Origin of the sequence: Aeribacillus sp. FSL K6-8210, from assembly GCF_037963925.1 — a bacterium.
In the GTDB taxonomy this organism is placed as follows: domain Bacteria; phylum Bacillota; class Bacilli; order Bacillales; family Aeribacillaceae; genus Aeribacillus; species Aeribacillus composti.
Map to the genome: position 1 here is coordinate 839633 of NZ_CP150172.1, position 20128 is coordinate 859760.

Below are 20128 nucleotides of genomic sequence, written 5' to 3' on the forward strand. Positions count from 1 at the left end.
CGATTGGGAATAACATTTCAACCCGTAAAGAAATAAAACCTTACTCCGCTTGTTTACCGGAATAAGGCTGCTTTAACTCTTTATTTGCTGTCTGCTCGAATGGGGTCAGACACTTTTAAGTTCATTTTTATTGAATGTTTTGATTGTAAGGAGATTGCTGTTGCAAATAATTAGCAAATTGCTGATAGCTTTGTTGTATTTTTTGGTTGTCGCACGCCTCAAGGGAATACCATCCATTTTTAAACATGACATTAAATAACTGCCGCTGGCATTTTTGCGTTTCGTCGCAAATCATTTGAATATTTTCGTATAAAACGGTGTGGCTAAGCTCATTCAAAGCTGTGCTATAACCTTGTGTCATATATTTTTCAGTTGCAAGCAAATCATTTATAAAGTCGCGGTCGTTCATTTGCGGGCTTTTTTGAACTGTTGTTTCCGGATTGCTGATTTTCGTGTTGTTTGATTGCTGGGCTTGCATAATAAATCTCCTTTCTACTGCATTTGTGGATTGCCATTTAATTGATTTAATATCTGCTGATAGTGGCGATGATGCATTTCTCCTACCTTTTCCAACTCAGCTTTAATTTCAGGAATTTGGCATTGTGAAGCAAAAAAATGTGCTTTTTTCATCGCAATTAAATTCCATGACATCATATCTGTTAAATATAGTTGATCTTTTACAGAAATAATTTGCGGCGGTTCGTTATAAATTTGATTTTGCTGCATATTTTGCATATTGGTTGGCATTTGATTCATCATAAAAGCCCCCTTTTTCAAAAATGTACAAATTTAATATCCCACAATTTTTAAAGAGTTATGCAAAAATTTTTTAACAGGAATATTGAACAAAAATTTTAAATATTTTATACTTTAGTAAAACAGAAAAAATGAATGAATGTTCATTCAAATGAAAGGGGATTTGAAATTGTGCGTCAAATAAAAAAAGCTGCAGTACTCGGATCAGGAGTGATGGGATCCCAAATTGCAGCACATTTAGCGAATGTCGGGATTCATGTATTACTCCTGGATATTGTACCGACAGAACTAACGGCAGAAGAAAAACAGCAAGGATTGACGCTGAAAGATCCAATCGTTCGAAACCGTTATGCTCAAAAGGCCGTGCAAAGACTGCAGAAGCAGACCCCTGCTCCATTGACTGCAAAAGAAAATATAGAGCGAATTGAGATCGGGAATTTTGATGATGACATTGAGAAAATTGCTGAAGCTGATTGGGTGATTGAAGCAGTTGTGGAAAGGCTCGATATTAAACAGAAAGTTTTTGAAAAAGTGGACAAATGGCGGCGGCCAGGCAGCATTATCAGCACAAACACGTCTGGAGTTTCCGTTCATTCGATGTCAGAAAACCGCTCAGAAGATTTCCGCAAACATTTTTTAGGCACTCACTTTTTTAACCCGCCACGCTATTTGAAGCTGCTCGAAATTATTCCAACAAAAGATACTGACGAACAAGTTGTAGCATTTATGAAGAGATTTGGTGAAGATGTTCTTGGCAAAGGGGTTGTTTGCGCAAAGGATACACCGAATTTCATTGCCAATCGCATTGGAACATATGGTTTTCTTGTAACCGTACGTGAAATGCTGAAAGGGAATTATTCTGTCGGAGAAGTTGATTCCGTGACAGGGCCTTTGATCGGCAGACCAAAAAGCGCCACATTCCACACACTTGATGTAGTCGGTTTAGACACGTTTTTTCATGTCGTAAACAACGTATATGAAAGAGTGGATGGCGAAGAAAAAGAAATTTTTAGTGTCCCGGATTTTATGAAGAAAATGCATGAAAACGGCTGGATTGGGTCAAAAGCCGGGCAAGGATTCTACAAAAAAACGGGCAAAGAAATTTTAGAATTAAATGTAAATACGATGGAATATGAAAATAGAAAAAAACTGCGTGCCGATTCTATCGAAATAGCGAGACGTGAAAAAGGCACCGGGGAGAAGTTAAAAGCAGTTGTTTATTCGAACGACCGTGCAGGCACTCTTATTTGGAAAATTCTTATTCCAACGCTTCTTTATTCCGCAGAACAGCTGGACAGCATTGCCGAAACGATCGTTGACATTGACCAAGCGATGAAGTGGGGATTTGGCTGGGAGCTTGGACCGTTTGAAATGTGGGATGCAATCGGGATAAAACGATCGGTTGAAACCATTGAACAGCAGGGCGGAACAGTGCCAGCATGGGTCAAGCAAATGCTGAAGGATGGAAATGAAACGTTTTATAAGCAAAGCGAAGGCACCACTTATTTTTATCATCGGGGCGAGTACAGACTGCTGCAAACAAATATGAAACAAATTCATGTGCAATCGTTGAAAAATGAAAAATCAATCATTAAAGAAAATAACGGGGCAAGCTTAATCGATATCGGCGATGATATCGCACTGCTCGAGTTTCATTCGAAAAACAATGCGATCGGCTATGATATTGTGCAAATGATCGATTTTGCCATCGACGAAGTTGATAAAAATTATAAAGGGCTAGTCATCGGCAATGAAGGAAAACACTTTTGTGTAGGCGCAAACCTTGCGTTTATGTTAATGGAGGCGCAGGATGAAAATTATTTTGAAATTGAGCTGATGATAAGAAAGTTCCAGCAAGCGATGATGAAAATTAAATATAGTCCGAAGCCGGTTGTAGCGGCCCCTTTTCATATGACATTGGGAGGCGGCGCGGAAGTATGTTTGCCTGCCTCAAGCATTCAAGCAGCTATGGAAACTTACATTGGCCTAGTTGAAACAGGTGTTGGACTGATCCCGGGCGGGGGAGGAAACAAAGAACTGTATATAAAAATTCTTGACCAAATCGGCAATGATATTGAAATTGATTTGCAAAAGGTCGCAAATAAAACATTTGAAACGATCGCCATGGCTAAGGTGTCCAAATCCGCACAGGAAGCGCAGCAAAACGGGTTTCTTCAACCGACAGACGCCATAACCATCAATAAAGATCACCTGCTGTATGATGCGAAGCAAAAAGCGCTGTTTTTATATGAAAGCGGATACCGTCCTCCTGTCCGCAAAAAAATTCCGGTAGTTGGCGAGACCGGATATGCCGCCATGATATTAGGGGCACAAAATCTTTATTTATCGGGATACGCTTCGGAGCACGATGTAAAGATTGCTAAAAAATTAGCCTATGTGATTGCGGGAGGCAAGCTTCCATACAGGACAAAGGTAGATGAACAATATTTGCTCGATTTGGAACGGGAAGCATTTTTAAGTTTAATAGGTGAACCGAAAACACAAGCCAGGATGCAGCACATGCTGTTAAAAGGAAAACCGCTGCGCAACTGACAGAAAGGAGTTAGAAAAATGAGGGAAGCTGTCATTGTCGCTGGTGCTAGGACACCGGTTGGAAAAGCAAAAAAAGGGGCATTAGCCAACATACGACCGGATGATTTAGGAGCATTAGTAGTAAAGGAAACATTGAAGCGGGCCGGAAGCTATGACGGACATATTGATGATGTCATTATTGGTTGTGCTATGCCTGAGGCAGAACAAGGCTTAAACATTGCAAGAAATATCGCGGCGCTGGCAGGGCTCCCCTATACAGTGCCGGGAATAACCATTAACAGGTTTTGTTCTTCAGGGCTGCAGGCTATTGCTTATGCAGCTGAACGGATCATGCTTGGGCATGCGGAAGTCATTATCGCAGGAGGAACAGAATCAATGAGTCTTGTTCCAATGACTGGAAATGTATTGCGGCCAAATGCAAAGCTTGCCGAGGAAGCGCCTGAATATTACATGAGCATGGGACATACAGCCGAGCAGGTCGCACAAAAATACAATATCAGTCGAGAGGAACAAGATGAATTTGCTGTGCGGAGCCACCAAAAAGCAGCATTAGCAATTCAAAACGAAGCATTTGCTGAAGAAATCGTTCCTGTAGAAATCACGAACCGAACAGTTGATGCTAATAACAAGCTGCAGGAGAAAAAAACAATATTTCGCAAAGATGAAGGGGTTCGACCAGAAACAACAAAAGAGGTTCTTTCATCTTTAAAACCGGTATTTGCAGTAAACGGATCTGTAACGGCGGGAAATTCTTCGCAAATGAGCGACGGAGCGGCTGCCGTTATGGTAATGGATCGAAAAAAAGCGGAAGAGCTTCAGCTAAAGCCGCTGGCCAAATTCCGTTCTTTTGCTGTAGGAGGAGTGCCGCCTGAAGTGATGGGAATAGGCCCTGTCGTTGCGGTGCCAAAAGCGCTTGAATTAGCGGGTCTTGAACTTTCCGATATTGGACTCATTGAATTAAACGAAGCATTTGCTTCACAAGCGATTCAAGTAATTAGAGAACTCAAATTAGACGAAGAGAAAGTAAACGTAAACGGAGGTGCCATAGCTCTTGGACATCCTCTTGGATGTACAGGTGCAAAATTGACATTAACTCTTATCCACGAAATGAGAAGAAGAAATGAACAATTTGGATTGGTGACGATGTGTATCGGCGGCGGAATGGGTGCAGCGGGAGTTTTCGAGCTTCTATAAAAAACCAAAAGGTTAGGTTTTCTAAACATGATGGAAAATGACATGGAGTCTTCGAACTTATTTATGAATCCAAAAGGGGGAATATTGGGTGGCAAACAAAACAGAGGCCTATATAAAGGGCGGAAGCTTCATCATGGAAGAAATTCCTTTTGATCGGATCTTCACGCCGGAAGACTGTACAGAAGAACATAAAATGATTGCGAAAACAGCTGAAGATTTTGTCCTGAACGAGGTTGTTCCTTTTATTGACCGTCTTGAAAACCATGAATTTGATATTTCGGTGAAATTGCTGAAGCAAGCTGGCGAACTTGGTCTGCTCGCAGCAGATATTCCAGAAGAATATTCCGGACTAGGTCTTGATAAAGTAAGCTCTGCTCTTATTGCAGAACAATTTTCCCGCGCAGGGGGCTTCTCAATTACATTTGGAGCCCATGTAGGCATTGGCTCGCTTCCAATTGTATTGTTTGGAAATGAAGAACAGAAGAAAAAATATTTGCCCAGCCTTGCAGTCGGTGAAAAAATCGCTGCATATGCATTAACGGAACCAGGATCAGGATCAGATGCTCTTGGTGCAAAAACTACAGCGAAGCTAAATGAGGCAGGAACACATTATATTTTAAACGGAGAAAAACAATGGATCACAAATTCAGCTTTTGCAGATGTTTTTATCGTGTATGCAAAGGTGGACGGCAAACATTTCACAGCATTTATTGTTGAAAGAGATTTTCCGGGTGTTTCAACAGGTCCTGAGGAAAAGAAAATGGGGATCAAAAGCTCTTCAACAAGGACATTGATCTTAGACAACGTTTTAGTGCCAAAAGAAAATGTTTTAGGGGAAATCGGCAAAGGGCATAAAATTGCCTTCAATATTTTAAATATCGGACGATACAAATTAGCCGTCGGGGCAATCGGAGCCTGCAAGCGCATCATCGAATTGTCGGTCAAATATGCGGTGCAAAGGAAACAATTTGGACGGCCGATAGCCCAATTTCCGTTAATCCAAGAAAAGTTGGCCAATATGGCGCTGAAGCTTTATGCAATGGAAAGCTCAGTCTATCGAACGGTTGGATTGTTTGATGACCGGATGAGTTATTTAACACCTGAAGAGCAAAAGGATGGAAATGCTGTTGCCCAATCGATTGCTGAATATGCGATCGAATGCTCATTAAACAAAGTATTCGGTTCTGAAACGCTTGATTATATAGCGGATGAAGGAGTTCAAATTCATGGCGGATACGGATACATGGCGGAATATGAAGTGGAAAGGGCCTATCGCGACTCCAGAATTAACCGCATTTTTGAAGGAACGAATGAAATCAACCGCTTGCTTGTTCCGGGAATGTTTTTGAAAAAAGCAATGAAAGGGGAGCTACCTCTTCTTCAAAAAGCACAAAGCCTTCAAAAAGAACTGTTGACATGGATGCCGGAAGAAATCGGCGATGGCGTATTGGAGCAAGAAAAATATTTGTTGAAACAAGCGAAAAGAGTGACGCTTTTGCTGGCAGGTGCTGCAGCTCAAAAATTTGGCCAATCCTTGCAGCAGGAACAAGAGATTCTTGCAAATATCGCGGATGCGGTAAATAACGTTTATGCGATGGAATCCGCTATTTTGCGCACAGAAAAGGCCATTGTGAACTCAGGAGAAGAAAAGAATAAACAGAAGCTTCTTTATACACAAGTGTTTGTGCAAGAAGCGTTTCAGGAATTAGAGGCGAATGCAAAAGAAACGATTGTTGCGATCGAGGAAGGAGACGACTTGCGGATTCTTCTCTCTGCTCTAAAAAAATTGATGCGACAAATCCCTGTAAATGTCATTAAGAAAAAACGCCAAATTGCAGCTAGAGTGATTGAAGAGGAAAAATATATAGTATAACTGCGGGACTTAGGGGTGTCTAATAAGTCGTTTTTACGGCTAATTGACGCCCCCTTTAATGTTTTAGAAACGTTGATATATTGGTGTTTATAATTTTTTGTTTTCAATGGGAATTTGACTTTCTGGACAGCTCCAAAAATTTATTGATCAAGTTATTATGTTTGTCCAAATCGGATATGATAAAATATTATTGGTGTTGTATGAAGGAGGTGAGAAGGAATGGCTTTAACAATGTACTGGTATCCGAAGTGCGGAACTTGCAGAAAAGCGAAAAAATGGCTGGAAGATCACGGAATTGATTTTCGTGAAATACATATCGTGGAAAATCCTCCTTCTAAAGAAGAGTTAAAATCCTTTTATGAAAAGAGCGGATTGGAGTTAAAAAAGTTTTTTAACACGAGCGGTCAAAAATATCGTCAATTAGGTTTAAAAGAAAAAGTAAAAACAGCAACAGATGAGGAGCTCTTTGATTTGCTCGCATCAGACGGTATGCTCATTAAGCGGCCGATTGTTACCGATGGGGAAAAGGTGACCGTTGGCTTTAAAGAAGAGGAATTTGAGAAGATTTGGGGAAATTAAATTTAGAAAAGATTCTATTTAAATAGAATTCTTATATAAAAATGATAATTGGAGGGAATGACATTGAATACACCAAAAGAATTGCGTTATTCTGAAGAGCATGAATGGGTAAAGGTGGAAGGTGACAAAGTAAGAATTGGGATCACTGATTTTGCGCAGTCTGAACTCGGTGACATCGTATTTGTTGAACTTCCAGAAGTTGGAGATGAAATAGTCGCTGACGAACCTTTCGGTAGCGTTGAATCAGTGAAAACAGTTTCTGAGCTTTATGCCCCTATCAGCGGAAAAGTTGTTGAAGTGAATGAGGAATTGGATGACAATCCTGAATATGTAAATGAATCTCCTTATGAAAAGGCTTGGATGATTGTTGTTGAACCAAATGACATTCAAGATGTTGAAAAATTAATGACAGCTGAAGAATATGAAGAAATGGTAAAAGAAGACTAATATGAAACCCCCGTCTCCCTTTGAGAAGGGGGTTTCCTTTTCTTTATAAATGGAAAAGTGCGGACAATCAAAGTGTTTTGTGTGAAGGAATCAACCACTTCATTTAGAATAAGTATATATCAAAAAGCATCTATAAGCAGGTGATAACAATGGCACTGATAGAAATTGAGAAAGTTATCATTGTTGAAGGAAAGTCTGATAAGAAAAAAGTAGAGAAAATTATTAATGAACCTGCTGAGATTATTTGTACAAATGGCACGTTAAGCTTGTCCAAGCTCGATGAATTGGCGGAAAGCTTATTTTTCAAGGATGTTTATATTTTAGTCGATGCGGATGAAGCAGGAGAAAAATTGAGAAAACAAATTAAGCGGGAGCTTCCGGAAGCCAACCATTTATATATAGACAAAATGTACCGTCAAGTTGCATCCGCACCTGAACAGCATATTGCCGCCGTTTTGCTGAGAGCAAATATTGATGTACATGCAAGATATTTATCATAAATGTGGAGTGTGTTCAATGATTGAAATAACAAAAGAGCAATTAGATGCGATTAGCGATGAAGAGCAAACCATTATATTTTTATATACACCTTTTTGCGGGACGTGTAAATTAGCTAAAAGCATGCTGGAAATTGTAGAAAAAATCATTCCTTCCATAAACATATATACGAAAGATTTGAATTATATCCCTGAATTTGCTGAAAAATGGAAAATTGAAAGTGTTCCATGTTTATTGATCTTTGAAAAAGGACAAATTGCCGAAAAAATATATGCGTTTCATTCTATTGACTATTTATATCAAAAGTTAAAAAGTTTTTCTACCATATAATTATATTTCCTGAGAAATATGTCAGTTTTTTCTAGAAAGCGTCGACAACTCCCAGCAGGAAGAAGGAAAGCTAGAAAGAATGAGTAAAATAAAATATTTGCTGGGGGGTTGTCAATGTTTGATTTTTTATTAGAAAAGGCAAATGATCATCATTTTTTAAAGCCTTTATTTCCGGCACATCCTATGTTTATTGCTTTTGAGTTTGGCCAAAGCATTTATTGTTATCAATTGGATTTGGAAGGATTAAGACGAGTTGATGGAAATATCGAATCCATTGATGTAAAAATTATAGGAAATGAAGAGCAAATGGAAGAGCTCATTACAGGCCAGCTAAAGCTCCAACAACTAATGAAATTGAAAGCAGTAAAAGTTGAGGGGAGATTTCGGGATATTTTAAGATTGGAATCTGTCTTGTCTTTATTGGCCTAACAGGTTAAAATAGAGTAAATATATCGGAAAAGAATATATTGACACAATGTTTGTTGAATGGTACAATCTCTCCCAGTTAGTTTGTATTGTTTAAAATAATGTTTTAATAGAAAAATAGCGGGTGCACATGTACAATAAAGCTTTGTCTACAATTGCGTTGAAAAAAAGGAAGGTCAATTGAATGTAATCGTGCCTTTCTGCAGCTGTGCAGGAAGGCTTTTAGTATTAAACCGAAGCTGCTGCATGTGTGAAAGAAGGTGTAAACATGATTTCTCTCAACGGTGTTACAAAAATTTATCATACGAATCATAGCCAAGTAAAAGCTGTCGATCAAGTTGATCTTCAAATCCAGAGCGGAGAAATTTTTGGGATCATCGGATACAGCGGTGCTGGGAAGAGTACATTAATACGCTTGTTAAATGGTCTTGAAAAGCCAACAAATGGGACAGTTGAAGTGGCGGGAAAAAGAATAGACCAAATTAAAGGAAAAGAACTGAGATCCGCCAGAAAAGAGATTAGTATGATCTTTCAGCATTTTAATCTATTGTGGTCAAGAACAGTGCGGGAGAACATCGCTTTTCCATTAGAAATTGCCGGCATGAAGAAAAGCGATCGGCTCAAAAGAGTTGATGAACTTATTAAACTAGTAGGTTTAGAAGGAAAAGAAGATGCATATCCCTCGCAATTGAGCGGAGGACAAAAACAAAGAGTCGGCATTGCAAGAGCTCTTGCGAACAATCCGAAAGTTCTTTTGTGCGATGAGGCGACTTCTGCTTTAGATCCTCAAACGACTGATTCCATCCTAGATTTGCTTGTAGATATTAACAAGCGATTAGGTTTAACGATTGTTTTGATCACCCATGAAATGCATGTAATTCGAAAAATTTGTCATAGAGTGGCTGTGATGGAAAACGGGAAGATTGTTGAACATGGTGATGTGTTGACGGTTTTCCGAAATCCGAAGGCTAACATTACAAAACGATTTGTTAAACAAGTTACAGAACCTGATGAAACAATGGAAACGATTGATTACCTGCTTGAAAAGTACAAGCATGGAAAGGTTGTCAAACTTACCTTTGTAGGAGACAGAGCGGAGCAGCCTATGATTTCAAAAATCATTAAAGAGTTCGATGTAGAGGTTAATATTTTGCAAGGGAAAATTTCACAAACTCAAAGTGGATCCTACGGAACGTTAATCATCCATTTTGATGGAGATGAAACTACAGTTGAACAAGCCATTGAATTTATTCGCAATCAACAAGTGGAGCTGGAGGTGATTGCGAATGTTTGAGACATTGTTGCCAAATGTAAAATGGGACAAAGTCATTGATGCAACTTATGAAACGGTTTATATGACAGCTGTTTCTGTATTTGCTACATTTTTTCTCGGAATTATTTTAGGTCTTTTATTGTTTTTAACGTCAAAGGGGAACATGTGGGAAAATCGGTTTATCCACTCGTTTGTTGCAGCAGTTGTCAATGTATTCCGTTCAATTCCTTTCATTATTTTGATCATTTTGCTGCTTCCTTTTACAAAAGCAATCGTTGGTACCATTTTAGGTGCTAATGCTGCACTTCCTGCACTCATCATTGGTGCTGCGCCTTTTTATGGAAGGATGGTGGAAATTGCACTGAGGGAAGTTGACAAGGGGGTGATTGAAGCTGCAAAATCGATGGGAGCTACAATGAGCACAATTATTTTCAAGGTACTGCTTCCAGAATCGATGCCTGCTTTAGTTTCAGGAATAACTGTCACAGCAATTGCGTTGGTAGGTTATACAGCCATGGCAGGCGCCATTGGTGCCGGTGGTCTTGGAAACCTTGCCTATTTAGAAGGATTTCAGCGTAATCATAGTGATGTAACATTTGTTGCAACTGTACTCATATTGATTATTGTATTTATCATCCAATTGATCGGCGATATGATTACAAGAGCAATTGATAAGCGTTAAACGAAGGAGGAGAATAATATGAAAAAATGGCTTTTAGCGACTGTTTTAGGTGCGACGATGATATTTGCTTCTGCTTGCGGAGGTGGAAGTAATCAGGGAGGCAGCTCCGGCGGCTCTGACAATGAGAAAAATGAAGTAATTAAAGTTGGCGCATCTCCTGTTCCACATGCAGAAATTTTAGAAGAAGCAAAACCGCTTCTTGAGAAAAAAGGATATAAATTGGAAATTGAAGAATTCACTGATTATGTATTGCCGAATAAAGCTTTAGCGGAAAAGGATATTGATGCAAACTACTTCCAGCATATCCCTTACCTTGAAGCACAGAAACAAGAACATGGATATGATTTTGTCAATGCCGGCGGAATTCATATTGAGCCAATTGGCGTATATTCAAAAAAATATAAATCTTTAGAGGAGCTTCCGGATGGAGCTACTATTATCATGAGTAACTCAGTTGCTGACCATGGACGCATGCTGTCAATGCTGGAGGAAAAAGGTTTAATTAAGCTGAAAGATGGCGTTGATAAAACGAAAGCGACAGTTGATGACATAGCAGAAAACAAAAAGAATTTGAAATTCAAAACAGACATCGAAGCGCCAATGTTGACGAAAGCTTATGAAAACAATGAAGGCGACGCTGTATTAATTAACGGGAACTTTGCTCTGGATGCAGGACTTGACCCATCAAAAGATGCCATTGCTCTTGAATCGCCAAAAGACAATCCGTATGTAAACGTCATTGCTGTCCGCAGTGAAGATAAAGACTCTGAAAAAATTAAAGCTCTTGTAGAAGTGTTACAATCAGATGAAATTAAAGAATTTATTCAAACAAATTATCAAGGCTCCGTTATTCCTGCTGAATAATCAATTGGGAAGCTGTGCATATTTACGCGCAGCTTCTTTTTTTGGACCAAGCTGAGCTGGTATTGTTTGGACAAAATTTCATTTGAGAAAATGTACGAACTTAGGTGAAATTTATGCCGCCAAAAAAGCAAATAGAAAGTGCTGTTCATTTCAATTAAGCGCTTCAGCAGAACATAAGAAAGGGAATGGGGCATTTACTCAACATAATTTTACAATTGCTTGTTTCAAAAAGGTTGAGCTATCAATAGCATGAAAGATCAGTGTCAAATGCAAGATGAATATTGTATTTTTTCTCTCCAGCGGGAATGCAGCCGAAAGGAAATATATGAAGCAGCAGGATTTGCACCATCTTTCGAAGAAGGACTTGTGATGAGCTTAGCGGCCGCATTTAGAACGGAATGTTTTGCATGAAAAACAAATAAAGATGTAATTTTCAGTATTTTTGAGCATTTGTAAGATTGAACCTTTAATCCTTTCTCATTGGCTTAAAATGGGTTTTAAGCTGTTTTAATCAGCGATACAGCAGGTTGCTTTCAAGTTGCAATCATTGCTAACATTAAATTGTATAAAAAATGAAAGGATTGGTTCATTATTTATTTAAACCAAGAAATGATAGACATTAAATTTACGTCTGAAATGGAAAAAGCAATGCATCAATTTCACGGAATGGGATATAACGAATATAGGAGAACACATAAGAAGCGAATGAAGGTTGAAAGAAAAAGAGAACGAAATTACCGCAGCAGCCAAATTGTAACAGCTAATCTGAAAGGGAAATTGTTTTTGTCTACGCTAAACTAAATCAGCCAGTCGGCAAAGACTGGTTTTTCTTTTTATTGAATACATACAACAAGTTTGTTTGAATGATACTAAGATGACTATATACTTTGTTCCTAAAAATTTGGTAATATGAATAATGTTGTGAGATATTAAAAGGTTGTATTCACTTTTAATTTGTTATAAAATAATAATGAGAATAAATTGAGAATGATATTAATATTTGACCTATAGATTAATGGAGGTATTGGTTATGTCAGGATCTACATTAACGATTAAAGATTTGCATGTTTCCGTAGAAGGGAAAGAAATTTTAAAAGGTGTGAACCTTGAAATAAAAGGCGGAGAAATTCATGCGATCATGGGGCCGAACGGAACAGGAAAATCAACTCTTTCCTCCGCGATCATGGGACATCCAAAATATGAAGTGACACAAGGATCCATAACCCTCGACGGACAAGATGTGCTTGAGATGGAAGTAGATGAGCGTGCGCGTGCAGGACTTTTTCTTGCCATGCAATATCCAAGTGAGATCAGCGGAGTCACAAATGCTGATTTCTTGCGTTCAGCTATCAACGCCCGCCGAGGCGAAGGCAACGAAATTTCTTTAATGAAATTTATTCGCAAAATGGATGAAAAAATGGAATTTCTTGAAATGGATCAAGGGATGGCGCAGCGATATTTAAATGAAGGATTCTCGGGCGGTGAGAAAAAACGGAATGAAATACTTCAATTAATGATGCTTGAGCCTAAGATTGCCATCTTGGACGAAATCGATTCAGGCTTAGATATTGATGCGTTGAAAATTGTTTCCAAAGGTATCAACGAAATGCGGAGCCCTGAGTTTGGCTGCCTGATTATTACACACTATCAACGTCTGTTAAACTATATTACACCAGATTTTGTTCATGTTATGATGCAAGGAAGAATCGTGAAATCCGGCGGAGCAGAACTAGCTCAGCGTCTTGAAGCAGAAGGATATGACTGGATTAAAAAGGAATTAGGCATCGAAGACGAAACAGTAGGGCAAGAAGCGTAAGCGTTAGGAGGATCAAAATGACTGTAGAAACGAAACTACCGTTTGACCAGAAATATATAGAAAATTTCTCCAAACAGTTAGGAGAACCGGACTGGCTGAAAGATCTTCGCTTGCTTGCTCTTGCAAAAGCTGAAGAGCTTCCATTGCCAAAGCCGGATAAAACCAAAATCGACAAATGGAATTTCTCACAGTTTTCTAAACATGTCGTTTCCAGCAGCACTCTATCTTCTCTTGATGAGCTGCCGGAAGAAGTAAAAACGCTTATTGAGGCAGATGAAGAACATAAAAATCTCTATATACAACGTGACAATACGCCTGCTTTTTTGACAGTCTCTGAAGATTTGAAAGAAAAAGGAGTTATTTTTACTGACATTCACACGGCTGCAAAGGAACACGGAGACTTGCTTCAGCAATATTTTATGAAAGATGGAGTAAAAATTGATGAACATCGGCTGACAGCTTTGCACGCAGCCTATTTGAACGGCGGGGTCTTTGTGTATGTGCCGAAAAATGTAGAAGTGGAAAAGCCTCTTCAGGCGGTTTTTATACATGAAAACCCTGAAGCCAATTTGTTTAATCATGTGATCATCGTTGCGGATGATAATAGTTCTGTTACGTATGTCGAAAACTACATCTCGACCACCGAAACAGAGGGTGCTGTGTTTAATTTAATTACCGAAGTTATCGCCAATACTAATGCGAAAGTTTCCTACGGTGCGGTTGACAATCTGACTGAAAACATCACAACATATGTGAACCGCCGCGGGGTTGCTGGACGCGATGCAAAAATTCTTTGGGCATTAGGATTAATGAATGACGGCAATACGATTTCTGAAAACACAACAAATCTTGTCGGAGACGGTTCTATAGGCGATACAAAAACAGTTGTTGTTGGGAGAGGAAGCCAAATTCAAAACTTTACGACGAAGGTCGTTCACTTTGGCAAACATACCGAAGGCAACATTTTAAAACATGGTGTTATGAAAGACAGTGCGACGTCCATTTTTAACGGCATCGGCAAAATTGAGCACGGTGCATCGAAATCAAATGCTGAGCAGGAATCCCGCGTTTTAATGTTAAGTGAAAAGGCAAGAGGAGACGCAAATCCGATTTTGCTTATTGATGAAGATGATGTTGTCGCCGGCCATGCCGCATCTGTGGGACGTGTTGACCCGATTCAGCTCTATTATTTAATGAGCAGAGGAATTTCAAAATCGGAGGCTGAGCGATTAATTATTCATGGATTTTTAGATCCTGTTGTAAGACAAATGCCGATTGAAAGTGTAAAAAACCAATTGACAGAGGTTATTGAAAGGAAAGTTCGGTAATGGATATTAAAGAAATTCGCAAACAGTTCCCGATCCTTAGTCAAAAGGTCAACGGCCGCGATTTAGTTTATTTGGATAATGCTGCAACATCGCAAAAGCCAAATGTCGTCATTGATGCAATCACAAAATACTACCGCGAGTACAATTCAAATGTGCATCGCGGTGTTCATACACTTGGTACAAAAGCTACAGATGCCTATGAAGGTTCACGGGAAAGAGTTCGTCAATTTATTAACGCAAAATCCGTCCAGGAAATTATTTTTACACGGGGAACAACAACAGGACTAAATATGGTGGCACAGAGCTATGGAAAGGCCAATTTAAATGAAGGCGATGAAATTGTCATTACGTACATGGAGCATCATGCCAATTTAATTCCATGGCAGCAAGTTGCAAAAGAAACAGGAGCTACGTTAAAATATATACCACTAAAAGAAGACGGAACTATCTCGTTAAGTGATGTTCGAAATACGATTACAGCCAATACGAAAATTGTTTCGATTGCGCTCGTATCCAATGTTCTTGGCACGATCAATCCAGTAAAAGAAATAGGCGAAATTGCTCATCAAAACGGAGCTGTTCTTGTCGTAGATGCTGCTCAAGGAGCACCACATATGAAAATTGATGTTCAAGATTTAAATTGTGATTTTCTTGCTTTCTCGGGACATAAAATGTGTGCTCCGACAGGAATCGGTGTTCTATACGGAAAAAAAGAGCTGCTCGAAAATATGGAACCGGTTGAAACCGGCGGAGAGATGATTGATTTTGTCGGTTTATATGAATCTACATGGAAGGAGCTCCCATGGAAATTTGAAGCTGGTACACCAATTATTGCCGGAGCAGTTGGATTAGCTGCAGCAATTGACTTTTTAGAAGAAATTGGGCTTGAGAATATTTTCAATCATGAACATAGACTTGCCCAATATGCATTGGAACAATGCTCAAATATTGAAGGCATGACAATTTACGGACCGAAAGAACGGGCTGGGCTCGTTACCTTCAACCTCGAAGGCATTCATCCTCACGATGTGGCAACTGTTCTGGATGCGGAAGGTATTGCGATCCGAGCCGGGCACCATTGCGCCCAGCCATTGATGAAATGCTTAGAAGTATCAGCGACAGCACGGGCGAGCTTTTATCTATATAATACTGAAGAAGAAATTGATTTATTCATTCGCGCAATTCAAAAAACAAAGGAGTATTTCGGCAATGTCATTTGATAATCTTGACACATTGTATCGTCAAGTCATTATGGATCACTATAAAAATCCTAGAAATAAAGGCTCTCTTCAAGACAGCGTTACGGTTGACATGAACAATCCAACCTGCGGTGATAGAATTCATCTGACAATGAAAATTGAGGATGGAAAAGTCATCGATGCGAAGTTTGAAGGGGAAGGCTGCTCCATTTCGATGTCATCGGCATCCATGATGACCGAAGCGATCAAAGGACAAACGATTGAAAATGCTCTTAAGCTTTCTAAAATCTTCTCCGATATGATGCAAGGCAAGGAATACGATGATGATATTGATTTAGGAGATATTGAAGCATTGCAAGGCGTTTCAAAATTTCCAGCTCGAATCAAATGTGCAACGCTTGCCTGGAAAGCGATGGAAAAAGGTGTGCGATCTGAAGTCGAGTGATAAAATTTAAATTAGATTGGAGTGAGAAAGTATGGCGAAAAAAATGCCTGAAATAGGCGATTATAAGTATGGCTTTGTCGATAAAGACGTTTCTATATACCGAGCAGAACGCGGATTGACAAGAGAAATTGTTGAACAAATTTCGAAAATGAAAAATGAGCCTGAGTGGATGCTGCAATTCCGCTTGAAAGCTTTAGACCATTTTTATAAAATGCCAATGCCTCAATGGGGCGGCGATTTGTCTGCTTTAGATTTCGATGAAATTACTTATTACGTAAAACCTTCTGAACACTCAGGACGTTCTTGGGATGAAGTTCCAGAAGAAATTAAACGCACTTTTGATAAGCTCGGAATTCCTGAAGCGGAACAAAAATATTTAGCAGGTGTTTCTGCCCAATACGAATCAGAAGTTGTGTATCACAATATGAAAGAAGACCTTGAAAAAATGGGCATCATTTTTAAAGATACAGACAGCGCCTTAAAAGAAAACGAGGACATCTTTAAAAAATATTGGGCGACGGTCGTTCCGCCGACTGATAACAAATTTGCCGCTTTAAACTCTGCAGTTTGGTCAGGGGGTTCATTTATTTACGTTCCGCCTGGAGTAAAAGTTGATACGCCTTTGCAAGCATATTTCCGAATTAATTCAGAAAACATGGGACAATTTGAACGGACGTTAATTATAGTTGATGAAGGTGCCCACGTTCATTATGTTGAAGGATGTACGGCGCCTGTCTACACAACTAACTCGCTGCACAGTGCTGTTGTAGAAATCATTGTGAAAAAGGGAGCCTATTGCCGCTATACAACAATTCAAAACTGGGCAAACAATGTGTATAACTTAGTAACGAAACGTGCGGTTTGTGAAGAAAATGCAACAATGGAATGGATTGACGGAAACATCGGTTCGAAATTAACTATGAAATATCCTGCAGTCGTTTTGAAAGGTGAAGGTGCACGCGGCATGACATTGTCCATTGCCCTTGCCGGTAAAGGTCAACATCAAGATGCAGGAGCGAAAATGCTTCATTTAGCGCCGAATACTTCATCTACGATTGTTTCGAAATCGATCTCGAAACAAGGTGGAAAAGTAACGTACCGAGGTATAGTCCATTTTGGTCGGAAAGCAGACGGAGCACGTGCAAACATTGAATGCGACACATTAATCATGGATAACCAATCAACTTCCGACACGATTCCATATAATGAAATCCTAAACGATAATATATCTTTGGAACATGAAGCAAAAGTATCGAAAGTATCTGAAGAGCAGCTGTTTTATCTCATGAGCCGCGGCATTTCTGAAGAGGAAGCAACCGAAATGATCGTTATGGGATTCATTGAACCATTCACAAAAGAGCTGCCAATGGAATACGCCGTTGAAATGAACCGCCTCATCAAGTTTGAAATGGAAGGAAGTATTGGATAATCCTTATAATACTAAACATACTAACATTAGTAGTACAGACCTAGGCCAAGGTTTGTGCTACTATTTTTTTATAGTAGAAGTGAAGGAAGGTCGAACATCCCCTGGGACCAAATAGAGTCCGTATTAAAAACAGACCAACTTCACATCCTTATTTGAATCAGTTTAGTATGTTGGGTCCGAAGAGACCGTGTATAAGAAAATGGAATCAATAAGGCAATGTGAAGAACTTCTATGTTTGGCTAAAAAGGAGAGGCAGAAAATATGAAACACGTAGTGGCATTTGATGTCAGTATGGGGAAAAGTACAATGGTCATTTATGACCGTTATCGTCAATGCGAATATGAGGGTGAAATAACCCATAACCGCTACTCTTTCGAGAAATTAAACGAAACCCTTATATCTTTAACACAAAAAGATGCACAGGCACCTGATATTGTCTTTGAAGCAACAGGCGTATATTCAAAACCACTAGAACGATTCTTAGGTGATCAAGGTTATATGTATTATCGAGTTAACCCACTCGAAGCGAATATTCAAATGGCTTCAATGAGGAGACAAAAAACAGATAAAAGCGACGCTCATGAACTTGCGAAAACTCACTTTAGAGTTGAACGTGAACAAACTTATCAAGAAGGGGAATATTATAAACAAATGCGTGCAATGACGAGATATTATGATGAATTAAGTAGTGAAATGACGCATTTATATAGTCGTTTACATGCGATTCTACAATTGAGTTTTCCCGAGTTAGAAAAGCTATTCAGTAAACGTTCTGCTTTATTTTTGAATGTCGTTCAATTATACCCTCATCCGGATCATGTGTTAGTTTGTTCAAAAACAGTGATTCGTAATCGTTTAAAAGCCAACACAAGAAAAAACTTATCATTGGCACGTGCTGAAGAAAAAGGGATCGCTTTAATCGAAGCAGCAAAAGAAGCGTATCCAGCAATTTCAAAAGATGATATTCGCTGTGAACAAGTGCGGGATTATGCCAAACGGATTGCAGACTTGAAGGAGAAAAGAGATCAACTTGTCCAAAAGATGGTTAAATTATCGAAAGATAAACAAGAGTATCAGATTTTAATTTCATTTCCAGGAATCGGAGAAACGACTGCAGTTCGTTTAATTGGAGAATTAGGAGATATTCGACGATTCAAAAACCATAAACAACTGAATGCTTACGTCGGTATTGATATTATGAGATATCAATCTGGGAATACCTTTTATAAAGACAAGATTAATAAAAGAGGAAATAACAAACTTAGAAAGATTCTATTTTACATGATCCAGACCATGATCCAACTACGGAAAAACACACAAAATCATATTGTAGATTATTATGATAAATTAAAAACGCAACCCCAGAGGAAACCTCATAAAGTTGCGTCCATAGCATGCGTGAATAAGTTCTTGAAATCGGCTTATCACCTTATCACACATAATCTGAAATACGATTACGAAAAGGCAACAATGCATCAGTAATCGTAAGTAAGATTATATCACAAAGACCTGACGAAAAAAATGGAAATCGTGAGGTCTATTTGTCATGCGAAAATTTATTTTGGAAGGAAGGGGTCCCCCTTCCTTCCAAAATAAAATCTATATTAACCAAATTATTTAATAAAAAATACTTGACTAGAGGTAAGAAGGGGGTGTCTAATAAGTCGTTTTTACGGCTTATTGACGCCCCCATTATTTTAGAAAAGTTGATATATCGGTGTTTATAATTTTTTATTTTCAATGGGGATTTGACTTTCGGACAGTCCCACAATTCACCCACAAAAATTAGATATTCATGTTTGTATACCGTTAATACAACTCCAGTGCTTCATCCTCGATTTTTTTAGTCACATGGAGATATGTGTCAGCGGTATTTTTATGCTTTAGTATCTTAATCTTTTGCTCCAGCTAAAGGAGAGCATCATGTAAAGAAAGAACAAGGAGTTTGCATGTTTGCACACTTCTGTGGCGGTCACAAGCAGGAAACGTCACTCACCGGACTATTATTGCATAACAGCTTTTCCCCAATGCCAATAGTGGCTGAGAGAAAGAAGCATCAGAAAGCTTTAAAATTTCGCTTGCCCCTCTCCTCTAGAACACCATAAATGATGGCTTACGTTTTTCTATGAGGCTTGAACATCTTCTCATACAAAAATAAAACCGAGCCGCAAATTACTGCAAGGAGAATAAAAGATAACAAGAAAAATAATGGATTGATAAAACCAAATGCTATATTATTTGCAGTAATTTCATCTCCTGATAAAAATTCATCATATTAGGAGTATAAGATTTTGGCCAAATTTAACTGTTCCTAAAATATATAATTATGGAGTGCAAGAGAAACAATCACGGCTTCTTTCACGATCTTCAACACAACCACCGCAATACATATGTATTGCGCGTCATTTTCTGAAGCCTCATCCTTTTTAATGAGAT

At 38.9% G+C, this 20128-nt stretch carries 19 protein-coding genes; 17 read left to right on the top strand and 2 right to left on the bottom strand.

Going from position 1 to position 20128, the window contains the following annotated elements; genetic code table 11:
* Positions 1 to 127: 127 nt before the first annotated feature.
* Both NSQ41_RS04100 and NSQ41_RS04105 read right to left on the bottom strand, forming a co-directional pair.
* Complete coding sequence (locus tag NSQ41_RS04100) at positions 128 to 478, bottom strand: spore coat protein (RefSeq protein WP_144597777.1); 351 nt, start codon at positions 476 to 478, stop codon at positions 128 to 130.
* A gap of 14 nt (positions 479 to 492) precedes the next feature.
* Positions 493 to 756, bottom strand: coding sequence for a hypothetical protein (locus tag NSQ41_RS04105; RefSeq protein ID WP_133309146.1), 264 nt, complete (start codon positions 754 to 756; stop codon positions 493 to 495).
* A 171-nt stretch (positions 757 to 927) separates the two neighbouring features.
* Here NSQ41_RS04105 and NSQ41_RS04110 point away from each other — a divergent pair, with 171 nt between their 5' ends.
* The 17 genes from NSQ41_RS04110 (at position 928) to NSQ41_RS04190 (ending at position 19174) form a co-directional block, all read left to right on the top strand.
* Positions 928 to 3309, top strand: coding sequence for a 3-hydroxyacyl-CoA dehydrogenase/enoyl-CoA hydratase family protein (locus tag NSQ41_RS04110; protein ID WP_186439303.1), 2382 nt, complete (start codon positions 928 to 930; stop codon positions 3307 to 3309).
* A gap of 18 nt (positions 3310 to 3327) precedes the next feature.
* Positions 3328 to 4503 carry an acetyl-CoA C-acetyltransferase gene (locus tag NSQ41_RS04115; protein WP_066249187.1) on the top strand — a complete coding sequence of 392 codons (1176 nt, stop codon included), beginning with the start codon at positions 3328 to 3330 and terminating at the stop codon, positions 4501 to 4503.
* A gap of 133 nt (positions 4504 to 4636) precedes the next feature.
* The gene (locus NSQ41_RS04120; protein ID WP_063386989.1) at positions 4637 to 6376 is read left to right on the top strand and encodes an acyl-CoA dehydrogenase family protein; all 1740 of its coding nucleotides are present in this window, start codon (positions 4637 to 4639) and stop codon (positions 6374 to 6376) included.
* 219 nt (positions 6377 to 6595) lie between these two features.
* On the top strand, positions 6596 to 6955 hold the full coding sequence (locus NSQ41_RS04125; RefSeq protein ID WP_066249190.1) for an arsenate reductase family protein: 360 nt from the start codon (positions 6596 to 6598) through the stop codon (positions 6953 to 6955).
* 63 nt (positions 6956 to 7018) lie between these two features.
* The gene (gene gcvH / locus NSQ41_RS04130) at positions 7019 to 7402 is read left to right on the top strand and encodes a glycine cleavage system protein GcvH (RefSeq protein ID WP_063386938.1); all 384 of its coding nucleotides are present in this window, start codon (positions 7019 to 7021) and stop codon (positions 7400 to 7402) included.
* A gap of 149 nt (positions 7403 to 7551) precedes the next feature.
* Positions 7552 to 7902: a toprim domain-containing protein gene (locus NSQ41_RS04135; protein WP_063386937.1), complete on the top strand. Its 351-nt coding sequence runs from the start codon at positions 7552 to 7554 to the stop codon at positions 7900 to 7902.
* Positions 7903 to 7918: 16 nt separating this feature from the next.
* Positions 7919 to 8230 carry a thioredoxin family protein gene (locus NSQ41_RS04140; protein ID WP_063386936.1) on the top strand — a complete coding sequence of 104 codons (312 nt, stop codon included), beginning with the start codon at positions 7919 to 7921 and terminating at the stop codon, positions 8228 to 8230.
* A gap of 114 nt (positions 8231 to 8344) precedes the next feature.
* On the top strand, positions 8345 to 8659 hold the full coding sequence (locus NSQ41_RS04145; RefSeq protein WP_339211058.1) for an SCP2 sterol-binding domain-containing protein: 315 nt from the start codon (positions 8345 to 8347) through the stop codon (positions 8657 to 8659).
* Between the two features lie 265 nt (positions 8660 to 8924).
* Entirely contained in the window at positions 8925 to 9950 is a 1026-nt protein-coding gene (locus NSQ41_RS04150; protein WP_063386934.1) for a methionine ABC transporter ATP-binding protein, read from the top strand.
* Positions 9943 to 10611 (top strand): methionine ABC transporter permease, encoded by a 669-nt coding sequence (locus NSQ41_RS04155; RefSeq protein ID WP_066249196.1) that lies wholly within the window; start codon positions 9943 to 9945, stop codon positions 10609 to 10611. Before NSQ41_RS04150 ends, NSQ41_RS04155 begins: the two co-directional genes overlap by 8 nt.
* 18 nt (positions 10612 to 10629) lie before the next feature.
* On the top strand, positions 10630 to 11475 hold the full coding sequence (locus tag NSQ41_RS04160) for a MetQ/NlpA family ABC transporter substrate-binding protein (RefSeq protein WP_063386932.1): 846 nt from the start codon (positions 10630 to 10632) through the stop codon (positions 11473 to 11475).
* Positions 11476 to 12505: 1030 nt separating this feature from the next.
* Positions 12506 to 13291, top strand: a complete 786-nt coding sequence (gene sufC / locus NSQ41_RS04165) for a Fe-S cluster assembly ATPase SufC (RefSeq protein WP_063386930.1) — start codon at positions 12506 to 12508, stop codon at positions 13289 to 13291.
* Between the two features lie 17 nt (positions 13292 to 13308).
* Positions 13309 to 14619 (top strand): Fe-S cluster assembly protein SufD, encoded by a 1311-nt coding sequence (gene sufD, locus NSQ41_RS04170; protein WP_066249201.1) that lies wholly within the window; start codon positions 13309 to 13311, stop codon positions 14617 to 14619.
* Positions 14619 to 15839 (top strand): cysteine desulfurase, encoded by a 1221-nt coding sequence (locus tag NSQ41_RS04175; RefSeq protein WP_339194488.1) that lies wholly within the window; start codon positions 14619 to 14621, stop codon positions 15837 to 15839. Before sufD ends, NSQ41_RS04175 begins: the two co-directional genes overlap by 1 nt.
* The gene (sufU, locus tag NSQ41_RS04180; RefSeq protein WP_063386927.1) at positions 15829 to 16263 is read left to right on the top strand and encodes a Fe-S cluster assembly sulfur transfer protein SufU; all 435 of its coding nucleotides are present in this window, start codon (positions 15829 to 15831) and stop codon (positions 16261 to 16263) included. Before NSQ41_RS04175 ends, sufU begins: the two co-directional genes overlap by 11 nt.
* Before the next feature lie 31 nt (positions 16264 to 16294).
* The gene (gene sufB, locus NSQ41_RS04185) at positions 16295 to 17692 is read left to right on the top strand and encodes a Fe-S cluster assembly protein SufB (RefSeq protein WP_063386926.1); all 1398 of its coding nucleotides are present in this window, start codon (positions 16295 to 16297) and stop codon (positions 17690 to 17692) included.
* Between the two features lie 261 nt (positions 17693 to 17953).
* Positions 17954 to 19174, top strand: a complete 1221-nt coding sequence (locus NSQ41_RS04190; protein ID WP_063388609.1) for an IS110 family transposase — start codon at positions 17954 to 17956, stop codon at positions 19172 to 19174.
* Positions 19175 to 20128 lie beyond the last annotated feature (954 nt).